The organism is Nonomuraea sp. LP-02 (genome assembly GCF_036289125.1).
Classification (GTDB): Bacteria; Actinomycetota; Actinomycetes; order Streptosporangiales; family Streptosporangiaceae; genus Nonomuraea; species Nonomuraea bangladeshensis.
This window is the reverse complement of sequence record NZ_JAXCLK010000001.1, coordinates 6,724,604-6,746,054: the sequence shown is the minus strand read 5'-3', so window position 1 is coordinate 6,746,054 and position 21,451 is coordinate 6,724,604. Positions and strand designations below refer to the sequence as shown.

General features: G+C 68.7%; 17 protein-coding genes and 1 tRNA gene. 11 read left to right on the top strand and 7 right to left on the bottom strand.

From position 1 onward, the window contains the following. Window positions 1-29 precede the first annotated feature (29 nt). Window positions 30-215, top strand: a complete 186-nt coding sequence (locus SMD20_RS31760; RefSeq protein WP_020540893.1) for a DUF5703 family protein — start codon at window positions 30-32, stop codon at window positions 213-215. Between the two features lie 155 nt (window positions 216-370). On the opposite strand, the gene SMD20_RS31755 is transcribed toward SMD20_RS31760, so the two are convergent. Both SMD20_RS31755 and SMD20_RS31750 read right to left on the bottom strand, forming a co-directional pair. Next, window positions 371-2,713 (bottom strand): chaplin family protein, encoded by a 2,343-nt coding sequence (locus SMD20_RS31755; RefSeq protein ID WP_329588400.1) that lies wholly within the window; start codon window positions 2,711-2,713, stop codon window positions 371-373. Between the two features lie 238 nt (window positions 2,714-2,951). Beyond that, window positions 2,952-3,470: a hypothetical protein gene (locus tag SMD20_RS31750; protein WP_329588398.1), complete on the bottom strand. Its 519-nt coding sequence runs from the start codon at window positions 3,468-3,470 to the stop codon at window positions 2,952-2,954. Window positions 3,471-3,922: 452 nt separating this feature from the next. Here SMD20_RS31750 and SMD20_RS31745 point away from each other — a divergent pair. Beyond that, window positions 3,923-4,008 (top strand) — tRNA-Leu (locus tag SMD20_RS31745). On the opposite strand, the gene SMD20_RS31740 is transcribed toward SMD20_RS31745, so the two are convergent. The 5 genes from SMD20_RS31740 to SMD20_RS31720 all read right to left on the bottom strand — a co-directional run bounded on the left by SMD20_RS31740 (window position 3,990) and on the right by SMD20_RS31720 (window position 8,358). Further along, complete coding sequence (locus tag SMD20_RS31740; protein ID WP_329588396.1) at window positions 3,990-5,648, bottom strand: recombinase family protein; 1,659 nt, start codon at window positions 5,646-5,648, stop codon at window positions 3,990-3,992. The genes SMD20_RS31745 and SMD20_RS31740 overlap by 19 nt on opposite strands. Next, window positions 5,645-5,797, bottom strand: a complete 153-nt coding sequence (locus SMD20_RS31735) for a hypothetical protein (protein ID WP_329588395.1) — start codon at window positions 5,795-5,797, stop codon at window positions 5,645-5,647. The genes SMD20_RS31740 and SMD20_RS31735 overlap by 4 nt, the downstream gene beginning before the upstream one ends. Window positions 5,798-6,038: 241 nt before the next feature. Continuing rightward, complete coding sequence (locus tag SMD20_RS31730; RefSeq protein ID WP_329588393.1) at window positions 6,039-6,893, bottom strand: TRM11 family SAM-dependent methyltransferase; 855 nt, start codon at window positions 6,891-6,893, stop codon at window positions 6,039-6,041. After that, a complete protein-coding gene (locus SMD20_RS31725; protein WP_329588392.1) occupies window positions 6,890-7,759 on the bottom strand; it encodes a DNA methyltransferase in 870 nt (289 codons plus the stop codon). Before SMD20_RS31725 ends, SMD20_RS31730 begins: the two co-directional genes overlap by 4 nt. Before the next feature lie 80 nt (window positions 7,760-7,839). Further along, entirely contained in the window at window positions 7,840-8,358 is a 519-nt protein-coding gene (locus SMD20_RS31720; protein ID WP_329588390.1) for a hypothetical protein, read from the bottom strand. Window positions 8,359-8,574: 216 nt separating this feature from the next. Here SMD20_RS31720 and SMD20_RS31715 point away from each other — a divergent pair, with 216 nt between their 5' ends. The 9 genes from SMD20_RS31715 (at window position 8,575) to SMD20_RS31675 (ending at window position 21,415) form a co-directional block, all read left to right on the top strand. Continuing rightward, entirely contained in the window at window positions 8,575-11,244 is a 2,670-nt protein-coding gene (locus SMD20_RS31715) for a DUF6185 family protein (RefSeq protein WP_329592737.1), read from the top strand. Window positions 11,245-11,578: 334 nt separating this feature from the next. After that, on the top strand, window positions 11,579-12,361 hold the full coding sequence (locus SMD20_RS31710; RefSeq protein WP_329588388.1) for a hypothetical protein: 783 nt from the start codon (window positions 11,579-11,581) through the stop codon (window positions 12,359-12,361). Between the two features lie 326 nt (window positions 12,362-12,687). Next, window positions 12,688-12,936, top strand: coding sequence for a pilin (locus SMD20_RS31705; protein WP_329588386.1), 249 nt, complete (start codon window positions 12,688-12,690; stop codon window positions 12,934-12,936). 1 nt (window position 12,937) lies between these two features. Beyond that, a complete protein-coding gene (locus tag SMD20_RS31700; protein ID WP_329588385.1) occupies window positions 12,938-14,527 on the top strand; it encodes a hypothetical protein in 1,590 nt (529 codons plus the stop codon). After that, window positions 14,511-15,488 carry a PrgI family mobile element protein gene (locus SMD20_RS31695; RefSeq protein ID WP_329588383.1) on the top strand — a complete coding sequence of 326 codons (978 nt, stop codon included), beginning with the start codon at window positions 14,511-14,513 and terminating at the stop codon, window positions 15,486-15,488. Before SMD20_RS31700 ends, SMD20_RS31695 begins: the two co-directional genes overlap by 17 nt. Next, on the top strand, window positions 15,485-17,206 hold the full coding sequence (locus SMD20_RS31690) for a VirB4 family type IV secretion system protein (protein WP_329588381.1): 1,722 nt from the start codon (window positions 15,485-15,487) through the stop codon (window positions 17,204-17,206). The genes SMD20_RS31695 and SMD20_RS31690 overlap by 4 nt, the downstream gene beginning before the upstream one ends. 686 nt (window positions 17,207-17,892) lie before the next feature. Beyond that, window positions 17,893-19,557: a type IV secretory system conjugative DNA transfer family protein gene (locus SMD20_RS31685; RefSeq protein ID WP_329588379.1), complete on the top strand. Its 1,665-nt coding sequence runs from the start codon at window positions 17,893-17,895 to the stop codon at window positions 19,555-19,557. Next, on the top strand, window positions 19,554-20,471 hold the full coding sequence (locus SMD20_RS31680; RefSeq protein ID WP_329588376.1) for a replication-relaxation family protein: 918 nt from the start codon (window positions 19,554-19,556) through the stop codon (window positions 20,469-20,471). Before SMD20_RS31685 ends, SMD20_RS31680 begins: the two co-directional genes overlap by 4 nt. After that, entirely contained in the window at window positions 20,471-21,415 is a 945-nt protein-coding gene (locus SMD20_RS31675; protein ID WP_329588374.1) for a C40 family peptidase, read from the top strand. The genes SMD20_RS31680 and SMD20_RS31675 overlap by 1 nt, the downstream gene beginning before the upstream one ends. Window positions 21,416-21,451 lie beyond the last annotated feature (36 nt).

The following is a 21,451-nucleotide window of genomic DNA, read 5'->3' as shown; positions in this document are numbered from 1 at the left end:
GCCCTGACTCACCCTGGAGACTAATCGTTGTGCTCGACTACTCCTACATGGATATCTTCATTCCGCGCGACCTCACTCGCGAAGCAGCACGTCAGCTGCTGACCGAACACGCAGAGTACGGTCAGTGGGAGCTCGCGCGCGTCCGCGTCCACCCCGACGGCAGCCGCCACGTACGGCTCCGCCGCAAGATCATCCGAGTACGCAGCACGCTCTGACCACGCCCGCCCGAACGCGGGCATGGCTTTGCCCGCTCCGGGCCGCGCCCCCGGAACGGGCAAAGCGTCTTCTGCCATTCGCTCACGGATCGTGAGCGAGGGCCATCCTGCCGAAGATCCCTGCGAATGCGTTACTTACGGCCTGACTCGATTCCTTACTTGCGGCCGAACCGGAACCGACGAGCCGTGGCGAACATCGTCGCCGAGGCAGCGAACATGGCGCCGAGCGCCAGGGCCAGCAGCGAGCTGGAGTTCATCCCGGTGACGCCGGCGGGCTGCGCGGCGCTCATCAGTCCGATGTCGCCGACCGGCAGGCCACGGGTGACGGAGCCCACAGCGCCGCCGATCGGGGTGGAGCCGACCAGGTCGGTCGCGGGGCTCAGCGGCGAGGACGGGCGGGCCGGGCTGGTCGCGACACGGCCGCTGCCGGGAACGCCGGCGGCGCCACGGCCACGACGGTCCCCGTTGCCCGACATCACGGACTTGGCCGGCTTGCCAGACTTGGCAGGGGTGACCGCGACCGGCATGGCCGGGGTCTGCGCCTCGGCGGGCAGGCCGGGCAGCTCGGGGAGCTGCGGCAGGCCGAACGTACGGGAGGCGTCGTCGACCACCGGGAGCGAGGCGGCGACGTCGGCGCCCTTCTGGACCTCGCCCGCGAGAGCGGAGACGCCGCCACCGGTCGCGAGGTCCTGCACCGGCTTGGTGACGCTCTGACCGGAGGCCAGGCCCTCGACCTGACCCGAGGCGAGCTCCTGCACCGGCTGCGCCACGCTCAGCCCGTCGACCGCGCCGCCCTGCGCCTTCTGCGCGCTGGGCACGGCCTGCGAGCCCGGACCGGCCAGGCCGCCCGCGCCGCCGGCGGCCCCCTGAAGGGCACCCAGAGCCGGGATGCCCTGCAGCCCGCCCAGCCCGCTCAGCGCGGGAACGCCCTGCAGACCGTCCAGTAGCGGCAGACCGCCCGTGCCACCTGGGACCGAAGCCCCCTGGACCCCCGGCAGCGCGCCGTTGGCCGTCCTGAACTTGTCGGTGGCCCGCCCGAACCGGTCGAAGCTCCCGGCCATCCGGTACGGCGCACGACCGACCTGGGCGCCGCCGAGGCAGCCGGCCGCGGCGTCGCCCAGCACGGCGACGGCGTTGCCGCAGACGTTGACCGGAGCCGCGATCGGCGCCACGACCTGGTTGCCGGCCAGCACACCGGCCCGGCCGGAGGTGCGGTTGCCGCCCGCGCCCTGCTGCTGCGGAACGACGCTCGCGCCGCCCTTGCACGCCGCCGCCGCCGCGCCGAGCAGCGCGGCCGCGTTGCCGCAGACGTTGACCGGAGCCGCGATCGGCGCGACCACCTGGTTGCCCGACCCGACGCCCGCCTGCCCGGACGTACGGTTGCCGCCCGCGCCACGACCGCCCTTGTGGACCGTCGCCCCGCCCTTGCAGGCGGCGAACGCGTGCCCGACCACCGCCACCGCGTTGCCGCAGACGTTGACCGGCGCGGCGATGGGCGCCACGACCTGGTTGCCGGCCAGCACACCGGCCCGCCCGGAGGTACGGTTGCCGCCCGCGCCGCTGCCGCCCCCGCGGACCGTCGTCCCGCCGACGCAGCCCGCGGCCGCGTTGCCGACGGCGTTGCCGCAGGCGTCGATCGGCGCGGTGATCGGCGCGATCACCTGGTTGCCACTGCCGACGCCGAACCGCCCGTCGGTGTCGTTGCCGGACGAACCGGGTGCGGGCACGTGACCGGAGGTCTGGTAGGCCGAGCCCCCACCCCCGCCGCCGCCGTTGTGCACCGAGGAGCCGCCCCGGCAGCCGGCGAACGCCCGGCCGACCGCGGCGACCGCGTTGCCGCAGACGTTGATCGGAACGGTGATCGGCGCGACGACCTGGTTGCCGCCGAGAACGGAGGCGTTGCCGGAGGTACGGTTGCCGCCCGCGCCGCGGCCGTTGTTGTGCACCTCGGCCCCGCCCTTGCAGCCCGCCGTGGCGGCGCCGAAGATCGCGATCGCGTTGCCGCAGACGTTGAGCGGGGCGGAGATGGGCGCGTTGATCTGGTTGCCGCCGAGCACGGAGGCGTTGCCGGAGGTGCGGTTGCCGCCCGCGCCGCCACGGCCCTGCGTACGGGCGGTCGCGCCGCCCTTGCAGCCGGCGTCGGACACGCCGATCAGCGAGACCGCGTTGCCGCAGGCGTTGATCGGGGCGGTGATCGGCACGTTGATCTGGTTGCCGCCGCCCACCGAGGCGTTGCCGGAAGTGCGGTTGGGGATGCCGTTCCCGCGGCCGGTGACGGCGGTCGCGCCGCCCTGCGAGGCCGCCTCGGCGGCGCCGATCGCCGCGACCGAGTTGCCGCTGATGTCGATCGGCAGGGTGATGGGCAGGTCGACCTGGTTGCCGCCGAGCACGGAGGCGTCGCCGGAGGTGTCGGCGACCGCGGTGCCGCTGCCGGCGAACGACATGACCGCCACGGCCAGAAGGGCGGCAGGGGTCGTTGCCTTGGCCCACGTACGCATGATGAATGCTCCTAGTGGTTCTGGGGGGATACCTGAACGGATCGCGGGCGTCCCGAGGCCGTGGCGACGAAGGTCACGCACAGCGGGACCTCGGGATTCGCGAATCGGGAGAACTGACGTGTCACCCGCCAGCGGAGGGGATCAGACCACGCTCCGCCGTGACGTACCGGTCATCGGTGTCGGACAGGACCGGCCGGGCGCAATCGCGCCTCTGAGTCGGCCGGGGTCCGGGCGGGGATCAGTCAGGGGAGAAGGAAGGGTCGTCCGCCGCTGTGCGGACGACGGGGGGCAGCACGTACGCGATGGGAACGCGCCGCGCCTGCGGCCGCGGGTCGAGAGGCGACCGCGCGACATCCCCGGCAACGGGCCCGTAAGGGCCGCTGCCACCGCCGTTGGGCACCAAGCCGTTGGTGCCGTCGAGGATCGAACCGGCGGTGGACGGTGAGGGCAGACCAGGATCCTGCTGGCTGTTGAGCCCGGCCACGGTGCGCCCGGCCATGGCCTCGGCGTTGTCGGACGCCGTGAAGCCGCCGGAGCCCACGAGGGCGGGGAACTGGGTGGAGCCGGCCTCGGCCTCCGCCACGGCGGAGGTCCCTGTCGCCGCCTTCGCCCCTGTCGCCGCGGCGGAGTCCGCGGCAGCCGGAGCGGCGGTGAGCATGCCGAACAGAACAGCGAGCAGCCAGCCGGCGGCCACCAGGCCGCCGATCGAGGCCGCTCGCACGACGAGCCGACGGGCACCGGCCGCGAACCGCGCCATCCGGTGATTCCGGTCGACGTTCGCGTTCTGTCCCGGGGAGGCTGACATGCGCGCACGGCACGCAGCGAGGGACATCTCCCTCGACCGCTCTGCCGCCGTGCCTGCCACAAGACCTCCCGAACTCCAGAACCGGCCCCACTTGGATCGTGAGGCCGGTCGTGGACTCACCCCTCAACGATCCGTAACCGTAGCAGCACGCAAAGTCGCCGCAAGCACTTTTCCCAGGGAACCCAGGAATTGGCCAAGCCCCTCGCGGACGTACTGCGACCAACCCCCCGATTCCCGCCGCCCCTGCGTCACGAGACCCCCATCAGGAGTTCCAGCCCACCCCATCCGGAGCCCCATCCGGAGGGTCTCGAAAGGCTGGCCCGATACTTGGTATGACGCACCCCTCAGAGTTTGCTAACCTTACGGAGCCGACGCGGGATGACGGTCCCACGTGCAGGCACCAAGTCCGGGTGGCGGAATAGGCAGACGCGCTAGCTTGAGGTGCTAGTGCCCAGTGATGGGCATGGGGGTTCAAGTCCCCCCTCGGACACACACCGATCGCACATGTGGGGGTTCCGGAGCAATCCGGGCCTCCACATACTGCTTTTCTGGGTAGTACGTGAGCTTCAGCCCGAGCTGCGTGTAGAGGCCGGCCTTGTCGTCTGCGTCAGCCTCCCCGACGAGCCGCACCAGGTCGCCGACCTCCTCGATCATCGATCTGATCTCCGTGACGGTGATGCGCTGCGCGGCCGGAACCGCCTTCAGCTCCCCCTCCAGTCGAGCACGCTCGCTCTTGGTCTCGTTGATCCACGAGGAGATCTCGATCGGGTCACCTCCCGCGTCGAGCGCGGAACGGTACTGATTGAGCTTTCGGTCACACTTCGCCAGCCGCTTACGCAGATCGATCAACACGGCCTCGTTCGGATCAATCGCCTGCTCGGCCATCGCCGCGATCACGTGTTCCAGCCTGTCCGGCCCGAACGCGGTGCCCAGCCAGCCATCCACCTCATCCAGGATCTCCGCCTCCCGCAGGTATACGACCTTCGGATGGTCCAGCTGGTTGGTGATGGCGTACTGAGCTGGGAAGCGGCACCGATAGTACGCCTGCCGGTTGTTCCAGCTGCCCTGCATCCGACGCTCGCAGTACCCGCAGAAGAGCACTCCGCGGAAGGCGTACGGCCGACGAGTCGGATGCGGACGGTGGCTGAACTGGCCGCGCGCCCGCTTGGCAAGGATCTCCTGGACGCGCTGGTACACCTCGACGCTCACGATCGCGTCATGCACGGGGTGCTCCGACCAGATCCACTGATCCTTGGCGTTCCAGCGCTGCTTGGTCGTCGTCCCCAGAGCGACGTTCTCGACGTCCAACAGGACTTCGTCCTTGCGCTGCTTGTTCCACACCTGGTGGCCGGTGTAGCGCGGGTTGGTGAGGATCACCCGGACGGCGTACTTCGACCAGGCCCGCTGGTCCCTGTGCTTGTTCCTGTCCGGGTCGCTGGCCGACGGCGACAAGACGCCCTGCAGCGTCAGGTCCTCGGCGATGTCCAGATAGCCGCGCCCTTTGAGGAACTCGCTGTAAATCCACCGCACCACCCGCGAGGTGACCGGATCAGCCGCCAGCCGCCGCAGTCTCCGGCCGTCAGCGGCCTTGCCGGGGTTCGGGTGCGGACCGGCGTCCTGGAGCGTGTACCCGTACGGCGGACGCCCGCCCAAGAACCTGCCCTCTGTGGCCGTGATTGCCGCCATCGCCGCCCGTACCCGGATCTTGATCCGGTTCCGCTCGCCCTTCGACAACCCGCCGAAGACACCCATGATCATGTCGTGGGCCTCGTTCGCCGGATCGATCGGCCCACCGACCTCGGGCACCCACAGCGGTACCCCGAAGTGCTCGAACAATGGGAACGTCAGGCTGTACTGGTTGCCGTAGAAGGCCCGCTGCGGCTCCCCGATCACCACCGCATCGAAGCCCCGCCGCGGATCCTTCAACTCCTCGATCAGCGCCGCAGCGTACGGCCGGAGCTGCCAGGGAATCGAACGGGACTTGTCGACGTCGAAGAACTCGGCGGCGATCTCCCCTCCCCGGCTTTCGATCAACGCCCGCGCCCGATGCAACTGCCAAGCCCGGGACGCCTCCGGGTCCTGGTTGTCCTCCGTCGACACCCGGCCGTAGAAGCCGAACCTGATCGTCACTTCTCCTGCCCCTTCCTCGCGGCCTGCGACTGCTTCGCGCGGGCGGCGGCTTTGAGCAGGATCCGCAGCAACACCCTGGCAGCACCGGGGGTGAGCTTCAGCTCCTCCCCCGGTGCCACCACACGCAGCCGGCCACCTGCGCCGCTCACACCCCACCCCGGCTCGGAACGAGTCCCCGCGCCCACCACCGACCGGGTCGGGCCCTACGGGCCCGCCCGCCCCCGGCAGCGCTACATGACCGCTCGCCTCGACGACCGATGTCAATCACCGCCTGGACACGGCTCCCCACCCGTCCAGTGCTCCGTCCAGCGACTGACGGCTGCACACGGCCTGTGGACAATGAACACGTGCATCGCTCGCACCCGACCGTGCTGCCGGAGAACGCGGCCCTCAATCCTGGTCCCCCTCCTTGCGCAGAACGAGAAGATCCTCATGGGCCGCGGCGCACACCGGCTGTCCCTTCTCCCGGCCCCTCCAGGTCTCCAACATCTGGAAGAACGACGCCCGATTCACCAGCCCCCCGTCACGCAGCCCGCACAGCAACGCCACCAGGCGATGCGTGAGCATCAGGCCAGCCGCCTCCGCGGCCTCGATCACCTGGCCAGGAATGTCAACGAGCCGCCCGTTGACACGGATCGGTCGGACCGTGATCGCGACCACTCCACCGGGCCGCAGCAGTTCCCTACATTCGGCCAGGATCTGCCCGAACCCCTCCATCAGCTGGGGCAGCCTCTGGTGGGCGAGATTGCCCTTGTCGGTGGAGTACCGGTGGTTCGACTTCTCCACCGGCCCGCCACCTTCGCGACTTCCGCACCGGACATGACCGTGCGTCCGCTCTCCGTAGGGCGGAGACGTCAGCACCAACGCGGCCATAACGCGTAGGTCTGCGAACACCGTCGAGATGTTCCGTGCGTCTCCACAGCTCACCCTGGCGAAGCCTGTTGCGCCCTGAGAGCGAGCATGCTGAACGTTCGCAGCCGTAAGGCCCGCGAAGTCCGCCTCGTACTCCATCCCCGCGGCGTGCCGCCCTAGATGCACCGCCTCCACCAAGGTGGTCCCGATCCCGCACATCGGATCCACCACCAGGTCCCCCGGCTCAGTGAACGCGGAGATGACCCGGGAGGCGATCGACGGGAGCATCTTGCCCGGATGCCTCATCGACTCCGCGACGTACCGACCCTGGCGCTGAACACGCGACTGCAACTGCCCCGTGGCCAGCACCGACGGCACCACACTCTCGCTCACCGAGCACCCCCGCCAGAGCGAGCGAACAGGCACACGTCGGCATGCACCGATACCACCGGCGGCAACTCCGCCGACTGGGCACGGCGAAGCTGCGCCAACTCCGCCGGGCTAGGCTGAACGACGAGCGCATCGCCTTCGATTGGAACTCGCAACGCGATGACGTGCTGAAGATAGGTCAACCCGGCCCGTGCCGCGCGCTGGATGATCCTCGGTGCCTGGTCCACCAGTCTGCCGTGCTCATACCGAGCGGTTGTGATCATCGCCAAGTAGCCATCCGGCGCTAGAACGTGCCGCGCATCCTCCAAGAACCGGTCCAACTGCGTCACCTCGACCGTCGACTGCTCCACTCGGCATGTGGGACAGAAGCGCTCCGCCGAACCGGCCGACCGTCCGAACTCCGGGTACGGAGGAAGAGCCGCGATCAGCAACTCAACCCGGCCTTCGAGGCCGAGCAGCGCTTCCCGAAGCGCATGCGGCCCATGCGGACGCAACCTCACCGCAGCCCGCTGATCCGCCGCGAGATCCTGCCGCAGTCGGCCGACGAGATGCTGCGCGACCGGCAGACGCGGAACACACCCGACGCCCAACCGCCCCATATCCGCCGCCGCGACGAGAACCGTCTCACTCGTCGTGAAGACATCCGCGACGACCCCGCCCGGTCGGGTGCAGGCACCGATCAAATGCCGCGCCAACTCCCGCCCCACAGCCTGGCGATGTCGCTCGCATACCTGCTCGGCAACGCGCAGCCGGTCCTTCGCCTTGGGCTCTCTGGACGCGGTGTCGGAACAGAGCCACACCGAGAGCGGCACCAACCGCCTCTCGGCCCTCCGCGACCTCATCGACCGCGGTCCGTCATTCTTGCTCATCTACGATGACCCGTGGCGGCCACCCGTTCCCATGCACTGAAACACCAGCTGATTGGCGCTGATTGGAAACCGCGGGGTCGTCAGGGCACTGCTCCAAGCCCGGTCCCATCATCCTTCTGTGCGGCTCTCTGCTTGTCGTGGAGCCGCCTGCGCACCTCGCTCCCGAGCCATGTGCTTATTGATTGAGGTTCGATACGCTCGGCGGCCATAGCCCGCGCGTACCCACGGCGGAGAGGGTCGCCAGGCGGCGGCACGGTGCTGTACCAGCTGTATTCAGTACCAGGCACATCCCAGACCAAGATCCGCCACTCGGTGTCACCTTCGTCCTCAAACAGGTAGTAATCCACCGCTCCTGGAGCGGTGGCGACGAGCTGATCCAAGTAGGCCTCGAAAATTGCGCAGCCGAAGCTGAGCGGGCTTCCTGACGCGTCGTCCTCTACACCGCTTCCCGCCACCGCATCGTCGGCGGCTTCGTGGTCGAGGACCCAAGCCCAGCTTCTGTCGAAGCTGTCCCTTGTCTGGATCACGAAAGCGTACTGGTTGCCGGCGGGGTCCATCCTCCGAGTGTGGCCGTAGGCGAGCACTACGGCGACAGCCACCAAAGCAATCCTGGTGCCCTAGGTACAACACCCTGGCGCCGAGGTAGGGCTGCGTTGGGCGACAGGAGCGGACGGATTCCGATCACCTCTGGAGCTGCGACGTACCGCTGGGTTTGCGGCCTCGCGCTCCCTTGGAGCCGTCGATTCCAGCGAGAAGTGACCCATGGCCATCCGACTCAGCTCCATCTGGCAGAAGCGCCCACCCTCACTTACGCGATGGAGTGTGTAGGTTCGCACACCTTGGAGATCACCCGTCGGTGGGTGACCAGAGTCTTAAGATCAACCGCTGTCGCCCGTCGAGAGGGGAACCACAGCGTGGAAATGCCAAGTCAGCCAGACGCAGTCGCCGCCACGCGTATGTCTACAGAGCGTTCTCTGCGGCGTCGCGTGTGGGGATTTGTCCTGCGGCAATTAATCGTTGCGCTCGCGGTAACGCCCCTCGTTCTGCTGTCGTTAGATCTTCGGCCGCCGATTCCGGCATGGGTTCGGTCGGACGACGCCACGCGGCGGATTGCGATCCTACTGGCCTCGGCGGTGCTTCTAACGCACGGCCTGTGGGCCTGGATCGGGCGAAGGACCCTGCACTCAAGCCCACGCCGTACCCGGGTGTTCCGCCCTGCAGGAACGACTCTCTTGGCCGTACTGTTCGCGGTACTCATCATCGTCCCCACCGCGTTGGTCTTGGGCCGGATCAGTTCAACTGGCGCTCCGCCCCAGGAGGCGTGCGAGCCGATACCAGCCCCAGGAGCACGTGCTTCGGTGAAGCTCACGCTTCGAGCGGAACGTCAAGACATGCCGGACTTCGTCAGCATGGTGAAGCTGGAATTGCCCCATTCATGGGCCCTGACAGGCGCACTGCTCGGGCATCGGCACACCGCGAGCTTCCAGCAGGCCATCCACTGCCTGCTACCGAGGGAGGCAAATCCCGTCTCGGCGAGGGACGTTACGGTGACGGCCGGCAATGGGCAGGTCCAGGTGACCGAGACCGTCAAGGCTGACGTCTCCGATGCAGTCAGGGGTCACATCGGTCCCTGGTCCGTGATGCCTAACGGCAGCACTTGGCGTCTTAACCTCGAGATGTCTCAGGGCCCAGGCGTTGGCCAGCAGCAGGACGTCGAGGTGATCCTCCCGGCCGGGTGGCGAGGAGAAAGCACCCCGCCTCCAGCCCAGGCCGACGCATGGCGCGCCGCCTGGAAGCTGGACGCATGGGGGCACATGGACATCACGGTGCATCCGGATGGGCGAGCGCGTCTGGTGGCACAGTCCGGCAAGCCGCCGTACACACTCATCGACTGGGTCTCCTATCAGCTCTGCGGTATCGCCGTCCTGGCATGGGGATACATCGCAATCCCCCGACGCCAAGAACGGCGAAGAACATGTGTGCCGACACCTGAGCCAGTCGACCAAAGCAGAGTGAGGTCCTACCTCGACCTCGCCCTGCTACTCACGCTGCTCATCGTGGTCGACAGCTTGACCAGCGAGTTAAGGCTCCTCCAGTCGATGAATGCGGGCTCGAAATACTGGCTCAGCGAGATCTTGACCTACACAGTATTCACAGCCCTGGTAGCGGTGACGGGACGGCTCTCGCCCACGGTCGTCTCAGTGTTGTGCTCTATCACAGTGACCTGTGTCATCGTGCTTCACGATCAGCCGGAATCTGAATCACTTACGGTGAAAACGGTGCCGTTGCTCGCCCTAATGGTGATTAGCACGTGGATGGCGGTCACAGGACTGGCCAGCGCCCTACTCACCGCCACTCGGGCACCGAGGTGGCGCGGTCGCCCCGCTGTTTCGGTGATTTTCATCGGCACAGCGCTTTCCGTCGTGGTCCTCTGCTGGTACGCCGCAATCCGGATCATGAACCTGTACGACAACTCCAGCGTGGCGAACTTCGAGGCCGCGTGGACGACACTCAGCGGCCCTATCACCTGGTTCCCCTGGGAGTTGGCGAACGCGCTCGACGATGTCCTGTGGGTCCTGCCGATCATCGCGCTGGCCGCCGTGCTACGCAAGCGAGCGGCTCTGGCCGAGCCCGACCTCGACGCGTCTGACCGTCGCGCCGTGATCTGGATCTTCTGCGTCTCAACCCTGGCATGGGAAATCTACGTTGCAGGCTTGTGGCTCCCGCTGAGCGTCCTCGTGGCAGCACCCGTCCTGTCCATCACCTTGCGGGAGGCGCGGAGATGGGTGGTACTGCGCCGACCGCAGCCCGAGCATGCGACGGTGGTGCGAGCCGGCCGTCAAGCTCTCATGGACCTACAGAAGACGACATCTGGTCGATACGAAAACGTCCGGGCCTACGGTCCGTACGCCGACGCGGGACGTAACGCGATCTTCGGAGGACGGGTCGCACTGATGCTTGGCCTGTTACCGTCCGGTTGGTTCACTTGGCTGGATATTTCTTCCCAGCGAGGAGACCTCGATGACGGCTGGGCACTCGCCGTCATTACGATCACGGGCTCGATCCTTGGCGAGTTGGTCCTGTGGTTCGTCGTGGGTTTTGTTCTCGGACTTCTTTGGCGCGAACTGCCGGGGCGAATCAGCCCTTGGAAGGCGCTGCCTCTCGTACTCGCCTATGGAGCGGGGGTCCTTGCCCAGGTCCTGCCAGACTGGGCTCTCGGGCAAGGACCATCATGGTGGGCACTACAGCGCTCGCTATTCGTGTGGGCGATTCTCACGATCGTCGGCTTCGCCATCGAGCTCAGGACTTGGCGCCAGATCAGTCCCGCTCCGCGCCTCGCAGTGTTCTACGGGTACCAGGGCCGGTTCCCATGGATACGCGCGTTGGCGCCCCAGATCCTTGCCACTGTCTTCCTCGCGTACGCCGTTCTGCGCCCTGAACAGGGCTTCATCCAGCTCGAACTCGGCCAGCTCGTCCGACGGTGACCTCAAGCACGCCGGCCTTCGGAGCCCTGTCGCCGTACAGGAGCCTGAGGGTTGGGATCAAGTAGTACCGACAGCGCACAAGCCGACGGCTTGGTGAATGCTTTGACAGCTCGTTGTCGGCAGCCCTGAGCAGCAGGGTCGGCTGGTCTTTGCAGGCTTGACGCGAATCTTGCGCACGGCTTCGGGGCCTCTGCATCCTCCCTGGTCAGAAGGGCGATGGGCACGGCTGGGCGGCTTCGTGGTGTCCACACGTCTGCCCTCAACACTCTGGAACTTCCCCAACTGGTGGCCGAGACCTGGACCGACCGATCCGGCGGCCTCAGCGGGAGACACCATGGCCAGCAATCTCCAAGGCAACAGCACGACCTCGACCAGCTTCAACGAGAACGCCCTGAACGCAGCCGACAAGGCGTTCAAGCTTCTGACTACCGGCCCGGAGCCGCTCTCAGTAGACGGCTGCCTCATCGGGCATGGGGTGCCTCAACGCTCTATCGAGCTGGGCGAACTGAAGGCGCTGCTACTCGCACCAGGGGCCGAAGATGAACTGAAGGACGCCGTGTGGGCGCATCTGGTGCGGCGTTCACGGTGCGACGGTCCGGCGTGGGTGATCGGGTGTGTAGGGGTGGCGATGCCGGGGCTGAAGAACCTCGCATCGCGGACGTCGCGCGGCTGCCCCGCGCACGTGGTCGACGACATCGTCTCGGAGATGGTGACGTACTTCGTCGCGCAGCTTCGTCGGATCGACCTCGACCGGCCGAACATCCTGCCACGGCTGCTGCTGTGGGCGAAGAAGGGCGCGCTTCGGGTCCGAGCGCGGGAGCTTGCCTCCATCGAGATCTGCGCTGACCTACCCGAGCCCGTGGCGTTGGACACCGAGCCGTTCATGGTGCTCGCCGAGGCCGTCCGGTGCCGGGTCATCACCTCGGATGAGGCGAAGCTGATCAATGCGACGCGCTTGGAGGGGCAGGCGTTGCGGGCGTACGCGGGGCGGCTCGGGATGCCGGCGGATCGGCTGTACAAGCGGCGGCGGGCGGCCGAGGCGCGGCTGGCGCGGGCGATCGAGGAGGGTCAAGTCTCGGTCAGCTGTGACGGGCCGGCCTCCAATCTCGCCTGCTGAATCGGTGGTTCATCCATGTCAGCTGTGATCACGGCTCGGGGCGGAGTTCTGGGGGGCGGTTGCCCGTTCCCATCGAGCCCATCGTCCCTCGTCCTTTAAAGGAGGACACCCATCCCGGTCCGTTCCGGGCTTGTGATCACGGCTGGCGGCCCAGCTCAGGACCTCACGTCTCGGGGAGCCATGTCATGAAGCCGTTTCGGCCTTGTCCGTTGTTCGTTGTTCGGGTTCCAGCAGGCACGAGCTGGGTCCGGCGTGGTGTCGCTTCAGCGCTCTGGACCGCCGGTTGCATGGTCGCCGCGCTGACCGTGCCAGGGGTCGCCGAGGCGATGACCAAGTTGGCATCCGCCTCGCTCGACCAGGTCATCACCAACCTGCGGAACGTGGTGATCGGGCTGCTGGTGGGCCTGGCCACGCTGTTCTTCACCATCGGCGGGGTCCGTTACATCCTGGCCGGCGGTGACCCCGGGGAGGTCGAGGCCGCCAAGAAGACGCTGCGGTACGGGGCGCTCGGGTTCGGGGTGGCGATGCTCGCTCCGGTCCTGGTGGAGCTTCTTCAGCGGATCGTGGGGGCCTGAGGTGGCGGCCCTGGCTCGCCTCCGAGTCTTCGGGCTGTTCGCTCTGCTGGCTGTCTGTGTGGCGGCGCTCGTCTCGGCGATGCTCAGCGGGCCGGCGGTTGCCGCGCCTTCGACACCCGTACCGACTCCGACGCCTTCCGCCACGCCCAGCCCGACCCCGTCGCCTTCAGCCGTGACGCCGCCGGCGTCGGACTGCGGCTTCATCGACGTGGCGTGCAAGACCCGGCAGGCGGTGGACGAATGGTTCACGCATCTCGTGGAATCGGCGACCAAGCCGGTGTTCGAGATGCTCGGATCGACCGTGCTGGCGACGCCGGAGCTGGACTCCCCCGAGATGGCGCGGGCCAAGCAGTTGTGGGGGCTGTCGCGGACGGTCGCGAACACGTGCTTCGTGCTGCTGGTGACCGTCGCGGGCGTGATGCTCATGGTCGGGCAGGCGATGCCCGGTGGGATCTCGGCGCGGGAGTTGCTGCCGCGGCTCGTGTGGGCGTTTCTGGCCGCGAACCTGAGCCTGATCGCGATCAAGTACGGGATCACTCTGGCGAACGGGCTGAGTCAGGCGTTCCTGGCTGACGGTGCTGACCGGATCGATCCGGAGTTGGTGTTCGACGCGATCAAGAAGGCGGTCCTCGCGGGGATCGTCCTCAAGGGCGTGTTCTTCGCGATCGTGGCGCTCGTGGTGGTCGTCCTGGCGGTCGGTGTGCTGTTCACCTACATCGTCCGGATCGCGCTCACCATGGTCGTGATCGTGGCGGCTCCCCTTGCGTTGATCCTGCACGCGCTGCCGGTCACCGAGGGGATCGCCCGGCTTTGGTGGCGGGCCTTCGCCGGGCTGCTGGCGATCCAGGCGTGCCAGTCGCTCGTGCTCGTCACGGCGCTGCAGCTGCTGTTCTCCGCCAATCCGGCCGACGACGACTCGTTCTGGATCCCGAGCACGGCGGACATGACCGACCTGCTCATGGCCATATGCCTGCTGTTCGTCCTGCTCAAGATCCCTGGATGGGTCGCGCGGACCATCTGGCAGGCGGGCAAGCCTCGCGCTCTCTCACGGCTGGTGAAGTCCCTGGTTGTCTATCGCGGGCTGAACATGCTGCTCGGTAAGGGCACCGGTGCCGCCCGCGCGGCGCGTCGTCCAAAGCCGCCGAATCCGCCCACCCCGCCGAGCAGAGGCGGCGGCGGCGGGCCCAGTGGCCCTCCTGCTGGAGGTCCGGGCGGTGGTCCCGGCAGGCGGGGGCCGAACGCGGGCAGGCCGTGTTCGGGGGCGCCGCGTCACCCCCGTCGTCCGCCTGGGGCCGCCGCCAGCGGCCGTCCGGGCGATCGGAACGTGCGGGTTGATCGTTCGTCCCCTGATGAACGTCCTGAGCGCCCCCACAGGCCGGATAGCGGCACGCGGAACCCCATGCCCAAGCCTCCTCCGCAGCCGGCACCGCATCGCCGACCCATCGTCCGCCGTGACCGGCCATCGAACGGTGCCGTGCCGTCCGCACCACGGCCACCCCGTCGGCCGGCGCAGCGTCTGTCCCAGGTCACCTTGCGGCTTCAAACGCCTCGTCTACCCAGAAGGACGGTACGTCGTGCGCCAAGCAAGTAAGGAACGGCTGGTCGCGAAGATCCCAGCCGATGTGGAGATGCCGGACAAGCTCTTCGCGAATCTGACAGTCCGGCAAGCCGCGATCCTGGCCGGCACCGGGGTGCTGGCGGCCTGGGTGTACCTCATGGCCGGCGACCGGTTGCCCGTCCCGGCCCTCGTCGCGATCCTCCTGCCGATGATCGCCTGCGGGTCCGCGCTGGCACTCGGCAGGCGGGACGGGCTCAGCCTCGACCGGCTCGTCCTCCACGCCTTCGCCTACCTGCGGCGGGACCGCAGGCTCGTCACGACCGAGGAAGGAGTCCTCCCGCCGCCGGCCTGGTGTCGCGTGCGGGGCCGACTGCCGGGTGCGTTGCGGCTCCCTGTCCGAGCGATTCGCGAGGACGGCGTCATGGAGCTGGCCGAAGGCGGGACCGTGGCCGTCGTCCGAACCGGGACCGTGGCGTTCGGGCTGCGGACGGGCGAGGAGCAGGCGGCGTTGGTCGGGGTGTTCGCCGGGTGGCTGAACTCGCTGGACGCTCCCGTGCAGATCCTTCTGCAGGCGCGTCCGGTCGACCTGTCCGATCTCGCCGACGTGATCGAGGGTTCGGCAGGGCGTCTGGCTGATCCAGCGCTTGAGCAGGCGGCCCGTCGGCATGCCGAGTTCCTCAGCGAGCTGAGCGCCACCCGGGACCTGCTGACGCGGGATGTTCTTGTTGTCGTTCGTCACCAGGACGCCGAGCAGCCGCCCGGATGGATGCGGAGGTCCCGGCGTACGGCTCGGCGGGACAGCTCGGCGGCGATCGTGATGCGTCGCGCTGAGGAGACCGTGCGTTCTCTGCTCGGTCTCGGGGTTCACGCCTCCGTTGTGGGTGCCGAGGAGGCTCGCGATCTGCTCGTACGGTCGCTGTCGCCTCGTCGTCCTGACCCGGTCGGGGTCGCCCGTCCTGATGAACCGATCACGCTTGGAGAGGGAACTCGATGAGGTTCACCCGTCCTGCTGGCGACAGCGAGGAGCTGGCCCGTACCGCCGCCGCCTTGCCCGGCCCATCATCGTTGAGGATCAACGCCCGCTCGGTCGAGTTCCCGGACGGGGTGTGCGCGTCGTTCGCGATCGCGGGGTACCCGCGAGAGGTCGGCGCGGGCTGGCTCGAACCGCTGACCGGCTATCCGGGGCACCTCGATGTGTCGCTGCACATCGAGCCGGTGCCGCCGCTGATCGCCGCCCAGCGTCTTCGCCGTCAGCTCGCCCGCCTGGAGTCCGCCTCCGCGGGCGCCCGGATGCCGGACTTCGCGGCCGAGGCCGCGGCCGACGACGCCGCGGAGCTGGCCGCCTCCCTCGCCCGAGGGCACGGACGCCTGTTCCGTGTCGGCCTCTATCTCACCGTTCATGCCGCGGATGCCGATGAGCTGGAGGCGGAGGTTCAGCACGTCAAGGCGCTGGCGGCGTCGCTGCTGCTCGACGCGCATCCGGCGACGTTCCGGGCAATGCAGGGGTGGACGGCCACGCTTCCGCTCGCTACGGACACGCTGAAGACCCGCCGGACCTTTGACACCTCGGCGCTCGCGGCGGCGTTCCCGTTCGCCTCGCCGGATTTGCGGCCACGGCTTGGCGAGACGCCGGTGTTGCTCGGGCTGAACGTCTACTCCTCTGGCGTCGTGCTGTGGGACCGGTTCGCCCACCACAACTACAACTCCGTGACGATCGCCAGGTCGGGGGCGGGCAAGTCGTACTTCACCAAGCTGGAGGTGCTGCGGCTGCTGTTCCACCAGGTCGAGGTGTGTGTCGTCGATCCCGAGGACGAGTATCGCCGCCTGTCGGACGCCGTCGGAGGAACCGTTCTCGGTCTTGGCACGCCAGGCGTGTGCTTCAACCCGTTCGATTTGCCCGCCTCCGCGGAAGACGACGCGCTCGACCGGCGCGCGATGTTCTTCCAGACCCTGGTCGCGACCATGCTCGGCGAACCGCTCACCGCCGCGACGAAGGCCGTACTGGACAAGGCGGTGATCGCCACGTACGCGGCCCAGGGCATCACCTCCGACCAGCGCACGTGGAAGCGTCCTGCGCCGCTGCTCGCCGATCTGGTGACGATGCTGGAGGCCGCTGACGGGTCGGAGGCGTCCGAGCTGGCCGGGCGGCTCGCCCCGTACGTGTCCGGTTCCTACCGGAGCTTGTTCGCCGGTCCGACCACCACTCGGCCGGACGGCCACCTGATCGTGTTCTCGCTGCGGGACCTGCCCGAGGAGACGCGGCCGGTCGGGATGCTCCTGGCGCTCGACGCGATCTGGCGGCGCGTGTCCAACCCCGCCGACCGGCGTCGCCGCCTGGTCGTGGTCGACGAGGCGTGGACGCTCATGCGCGAGAACGAGGGCGCGAGGTTCCTCTACCGGCTCGCCAAATCCGCCCGCAAGCACTGGGCCGGCCTCGCCGTCGTCACCCAGGACGCCGCCGATCTGCTCGGCTCCAACCTCGGCAAGGCTGTCGTGTCCAACGCCAGTACGCAGGTACTGCTGCGGCAGGCTCCGCAGGCCATCGACGAGATCGCCGAAGCCTTCGACCTCACTGAAGGGGAACGGCTCTTTCTGCTGTCGGCCGGCCAGGGTGAGGGTCTGGTCTGCGGAGGCGCCGGAGATCGTGCTGCTTTCGTCGCTGTCGCCAGTGCGTCGGAGCATGCGCTCGCCACAACGGATCCGGCCGAATGATCCCGGGCCTTTCTGATCCAGCGCTCTGGGGAGCCGTGGTTGGAGGTGCCGTCGGTCTCAGCACCGCCGAAGCCGTCCTCTGGCGGTGGCGCAACGCGCGCTTCGCGCGTAACGCTCGGCTGGTCGAGATCGCGGTCCCGCCGCAGGTCGAGCCCGGTAGCGCGGCTGCCTGGTGGTCGCAGGTGATGGGGCTGACCGCGCCGCGCTGGAAGCGTCTTCTGTTCGGCCAGCCTCATCTGGCTTGGGAGTACGTGGCCGATGCCGCCGGTGTTCGGGTGCAGTTGTGGGTGCCGGGGCTCGTACCGCCTGGGCTGGTGGAGAAGGCGATCCGGTCGGCTTGGCCGGGCGCGGCCGTGACCACTCGCCCGGCCGGTCCGCCTACGCCGCGCGGTGCCACAGCTTCCCGAGGGCGGATGGTTCTGGCTCGGCCTGACCACTACCCACTTCTGACTGCGCACCGCAATGATCCGCTGCGCGCGCTCCTCGGCGCGCTTTCGGGGTTGCGGCAAGGTGAGCATGCCGCCGTCCAGGTCCTGGTCCGCCCGGTGACGGGGCGGCGGCTGTCAGCCGCTCACCGCGCCGCTTCAGGGTTGCGGAACGGGAGGTCCAGCAGCTTCCGGGCTGATCTGTTCGACGTCGTAACTCCCGGCGGTCTGGGCCGCGATCGGCCCGGTGAGCTGTCGCGGTTGTTCCCCGAGCGTGCCGAGGAGATCCGGGCCGTCCTCGCTAAGGCGAACCAGCCGCGCTTCGCCGTTCAGATCTCGTACGCCGTCACGAGTGATCGGCCTGACGCCCGCGAACGGCTCCGTGGCCGCGCCCACGAGATCGCCGCCACCTTCGCGCTTTACTCCTCCGGCCACCAGTACTTGCGCCGCCTGCGCGGCCTCGACTTCCCCGGTCGCATGTCGAACCGCCGTATGAACTCCGGCTACCTGCTGGCCGTCGACGAGTTGGCCGCGCTCGCCCACCTGCCCTACGACCAGGCCGCACCGGGCATCGCCCGAGCCGGAGCTCGGCCCGTCCCGCCCGCGCCCGACGTCCCCACGTATGGCCAGGATGTCCGGGTCCTGGGTGACGCTGAGACCGGGCATCTGCGCCCTGTGGGGGTCACCGTGGCGTCGGCCCGCCAGCACCTGCACGTCCTTGGCCAGACCGGTGTCGGCAAGTCCACTTTCCTGGCCAACCTCATCCTCTCCGACGCCCACGCCGGCCGAGGCGTCCTCGTCATCGATCCCAAAGGCGACCTGATCGACGATGTACTCGACCGCCTGCCCGAACGCGCCATCAAACGGACAGTCCTCTTCGACCCCGCCGAACCCGGTAATCCGCCCTGCTTCAACGTCCTCGCCGGAACGGACCCGGCGTTCGCCGTCGACTCGATCGTCACTATCTTCCACCGCTGTTTCGCCTCGTCCTGGGGCCCGCGGCTGGACGACCTCATGCGCTCGGCCTGCCTCACCCTCGTACGGACCCAGCGCAACCGCGCGACCCTCGCCGACGTACCCAAGCTCCTCACGGACACCCCGTTCCGGGCCCGGATCGTCGGCAAGCTCGACGATGAGCTGCTGCGCGGCTTCTGGTCCGCGTACGACGAGCTGTCACCCGCCGCCCGCGCCTCGGTGATCAGCCCTGTCATGAACAAGCTCCGCGCCGTCCTCCTGCGCCCGTTCGTCCGCGACGCCCTGTCGGGCGGGGCCTCGACGTTCGATCTGGCCCGCACCTTGGACACCGGCGGCCTGGTCCTCGCCCGACTACCCAAAGGCGTCCTCGGCGAGGATGCCTCGCGCCTCTTCGGCTCGCTCCTGCTGGCTCACACCTGGCAGGCCATCACTCCCCGGGTCCGCCTGCCCGAGCACGACCGCCGAGATGCCGCCGCCTACATCGACGAGGCCCAGAACTTCCTCAACATGCCCATCTCCGTCAGCGACCTCCTGGCCGAGGCCCGCGCGTACCGGTTCTCGCTCACGCTCGCCCACCAGCACCTGTCCCAGCTCCCAAGAGACCTCCGCGAAGCCGTCTCCGCCGACGCGCGCAACAAGGTCTACTTCACCGCCTCGCCGGAAGACGCCCACGACCTCGCCCGCCACGTCGGCCCCGTACTCACCGCACACGACCTGTCCCATCTGGGCGCGTACCAGGCGGCCGGACGGATCATGACCGGCGCGGGAGGCCCATCACCGGCGTTCACTTTCCGCACCCGTCCTCTCCCCGATCCCATCCCTGGCCGACAGGCAGCCGTCCGGGCCGCCTCCCGTGCGGCGTTCGCCCGTCCCGAGACCGCCACCGCGAGCAAGCCGAAGCTCCGCATCCCGACCGACCCACGCCGAACCCACGAGGAGGGCACTCCATGACCCGGCCGAACTCACCCCGCCGCCTGCTTCCTTCCCGGCACCCGCGCGCCCGCGCCGGCCAGGCCCTCGTCGCCGGCCTCGCCGAACGCCTCACGCCGCGAGACGCCGAGATCCTCGACGCCGTATGGGAACACCGCGTCCTCACCACCGACCAGCTCACCGCCATCTTCTTCCCCAGCGTCCACCGCGCCCGCCATCGCCTCCTGGACCTCTACGAACTACGCGCCCTGGACCGCTTCCGACCTTGGGCCCCTACCGGGAGCCGCCCCTGGCACTGGATCCTCGGCACCACCGGAGCCCATCACCTGGCCGCCCAGCGCGGCATCACTCCCGCTGAGCTCCGCTACCGCCCCGATTCGGCCGGCGCGATCGCCTTCTCCTCCCGGCTGATGCACCAGGCAGGCGTGAACGAGTTCTTCGCCCAGCTCCACGCCACGGCCCGCCGCAGAGCTGACGGATCCGAAGTCGCCGAATGGTGGCCCGAACGCCGGTGCACCGCCCTGTGGGGCGACCTCGCCCGGCCGGACGCCTTCGGCCGCTGGAGCGAGCCCTCCTCGACCGGCCAGCCGGACACCATCGACTTCTTCCTGGAACACGACACCGGCACCGAACCGCTGTCCCGCGTCCTGGCCAAACTCGACGGGTACGCCGCCCTGGCCGAAGCAACCGGCATCAGCACGCCCGTGCTCTTGTGGCTCCCGAGCCCCACCCGCGAAGCCAACTTCTGCAAGTTCCTGGTGGCCCCCGACGTGCCCGTGGCCACGGCCGTCCACACACCCGCGACGGCCCCTGACGGACCCGCCGGGCCCGTATGGCTACCAGCCGGATCCACCGGCCCCCGCCGCCGCCTGATCGCCCTACGGGACGCGTGGGGTCCCACGGACGCCACCGGCCCCAACCACGTCCCCGCGTAATGCCGATCGTCACGGCCACTGCGATCGGGGCGCTCGCCCTGATCGCCGTCCTTCTCAGCGTCATCGCTACCGTGCTACCTGGTTACGACGCTCCGAGCGTTTCCTGCGGTACGTCCGCGCCCACCGATATCCCGCCCCACTACTTCGAGCTCTACCAGCAGGCCGCCGCCCGCCACGGCATCCCTTGGACCGTCCTGGCTGCGGTCGGCAAGGCCGAATCCGACCACGGCCGAGGCATCGGGCCCGGCGTCACCACCGGCACCAACCTCGCCGGAGCAGCTGGACCCATGCAGTTCATGCCGGCCACCTGGCAGTCCTTCGGTATGGACGGCAACGCGGACGGTACCGAAGACATCTACGACCCCGCCGACGCCATCCCCGCCGCAGCCAGCTACCTCCGCGTCAGCGGCGCACCGACCCGCCTCGACCAGGCTCTCCTGCACTACAACCACGATCCCGCCTACGTCGCCAGGGTCCTACGCATCGCTGACTCCTACGCCACAGCCTGCCCGCCCCTCCTCGTCAGCGGGTCGGAACGCGGCTCGACTGCGGTGGCGGCGGCGTCCCGTTGGCTCGGCACTCCCTACTCCTACGGAGGGGGCGGCCTCGATGGCCCCACCACAGGGATGGGACTGGGGGCGAAGGTGACGGGCTTCGACTGCTCTGGCCTTGTCCGTTACGCCTGGCACCAAGCCGGAATTGCCCTTCCTCGTACCGCCGAGGAGCAGTGGCAGGCCATCCCCCATGTCCCGCCCGGCCGCCAGGCACCCGGCGATCTCGTGTTCTTCCAGGGCTCAGGCGGAGGCCCCGGCCGTCCGGGACATGTCGGCCTCGTCCTTGACTCGGATCGCATGATCGAGGCTCCTCGCACCGGCCTACGCGTCCGCATCAGCCACTACACCGCCCGCCATGACCTCATCGGCTACGCCCGTCCAAGCGGCTGAATCAAGGCCGCGCCGCTCGCCACCTGCGGATGCTGC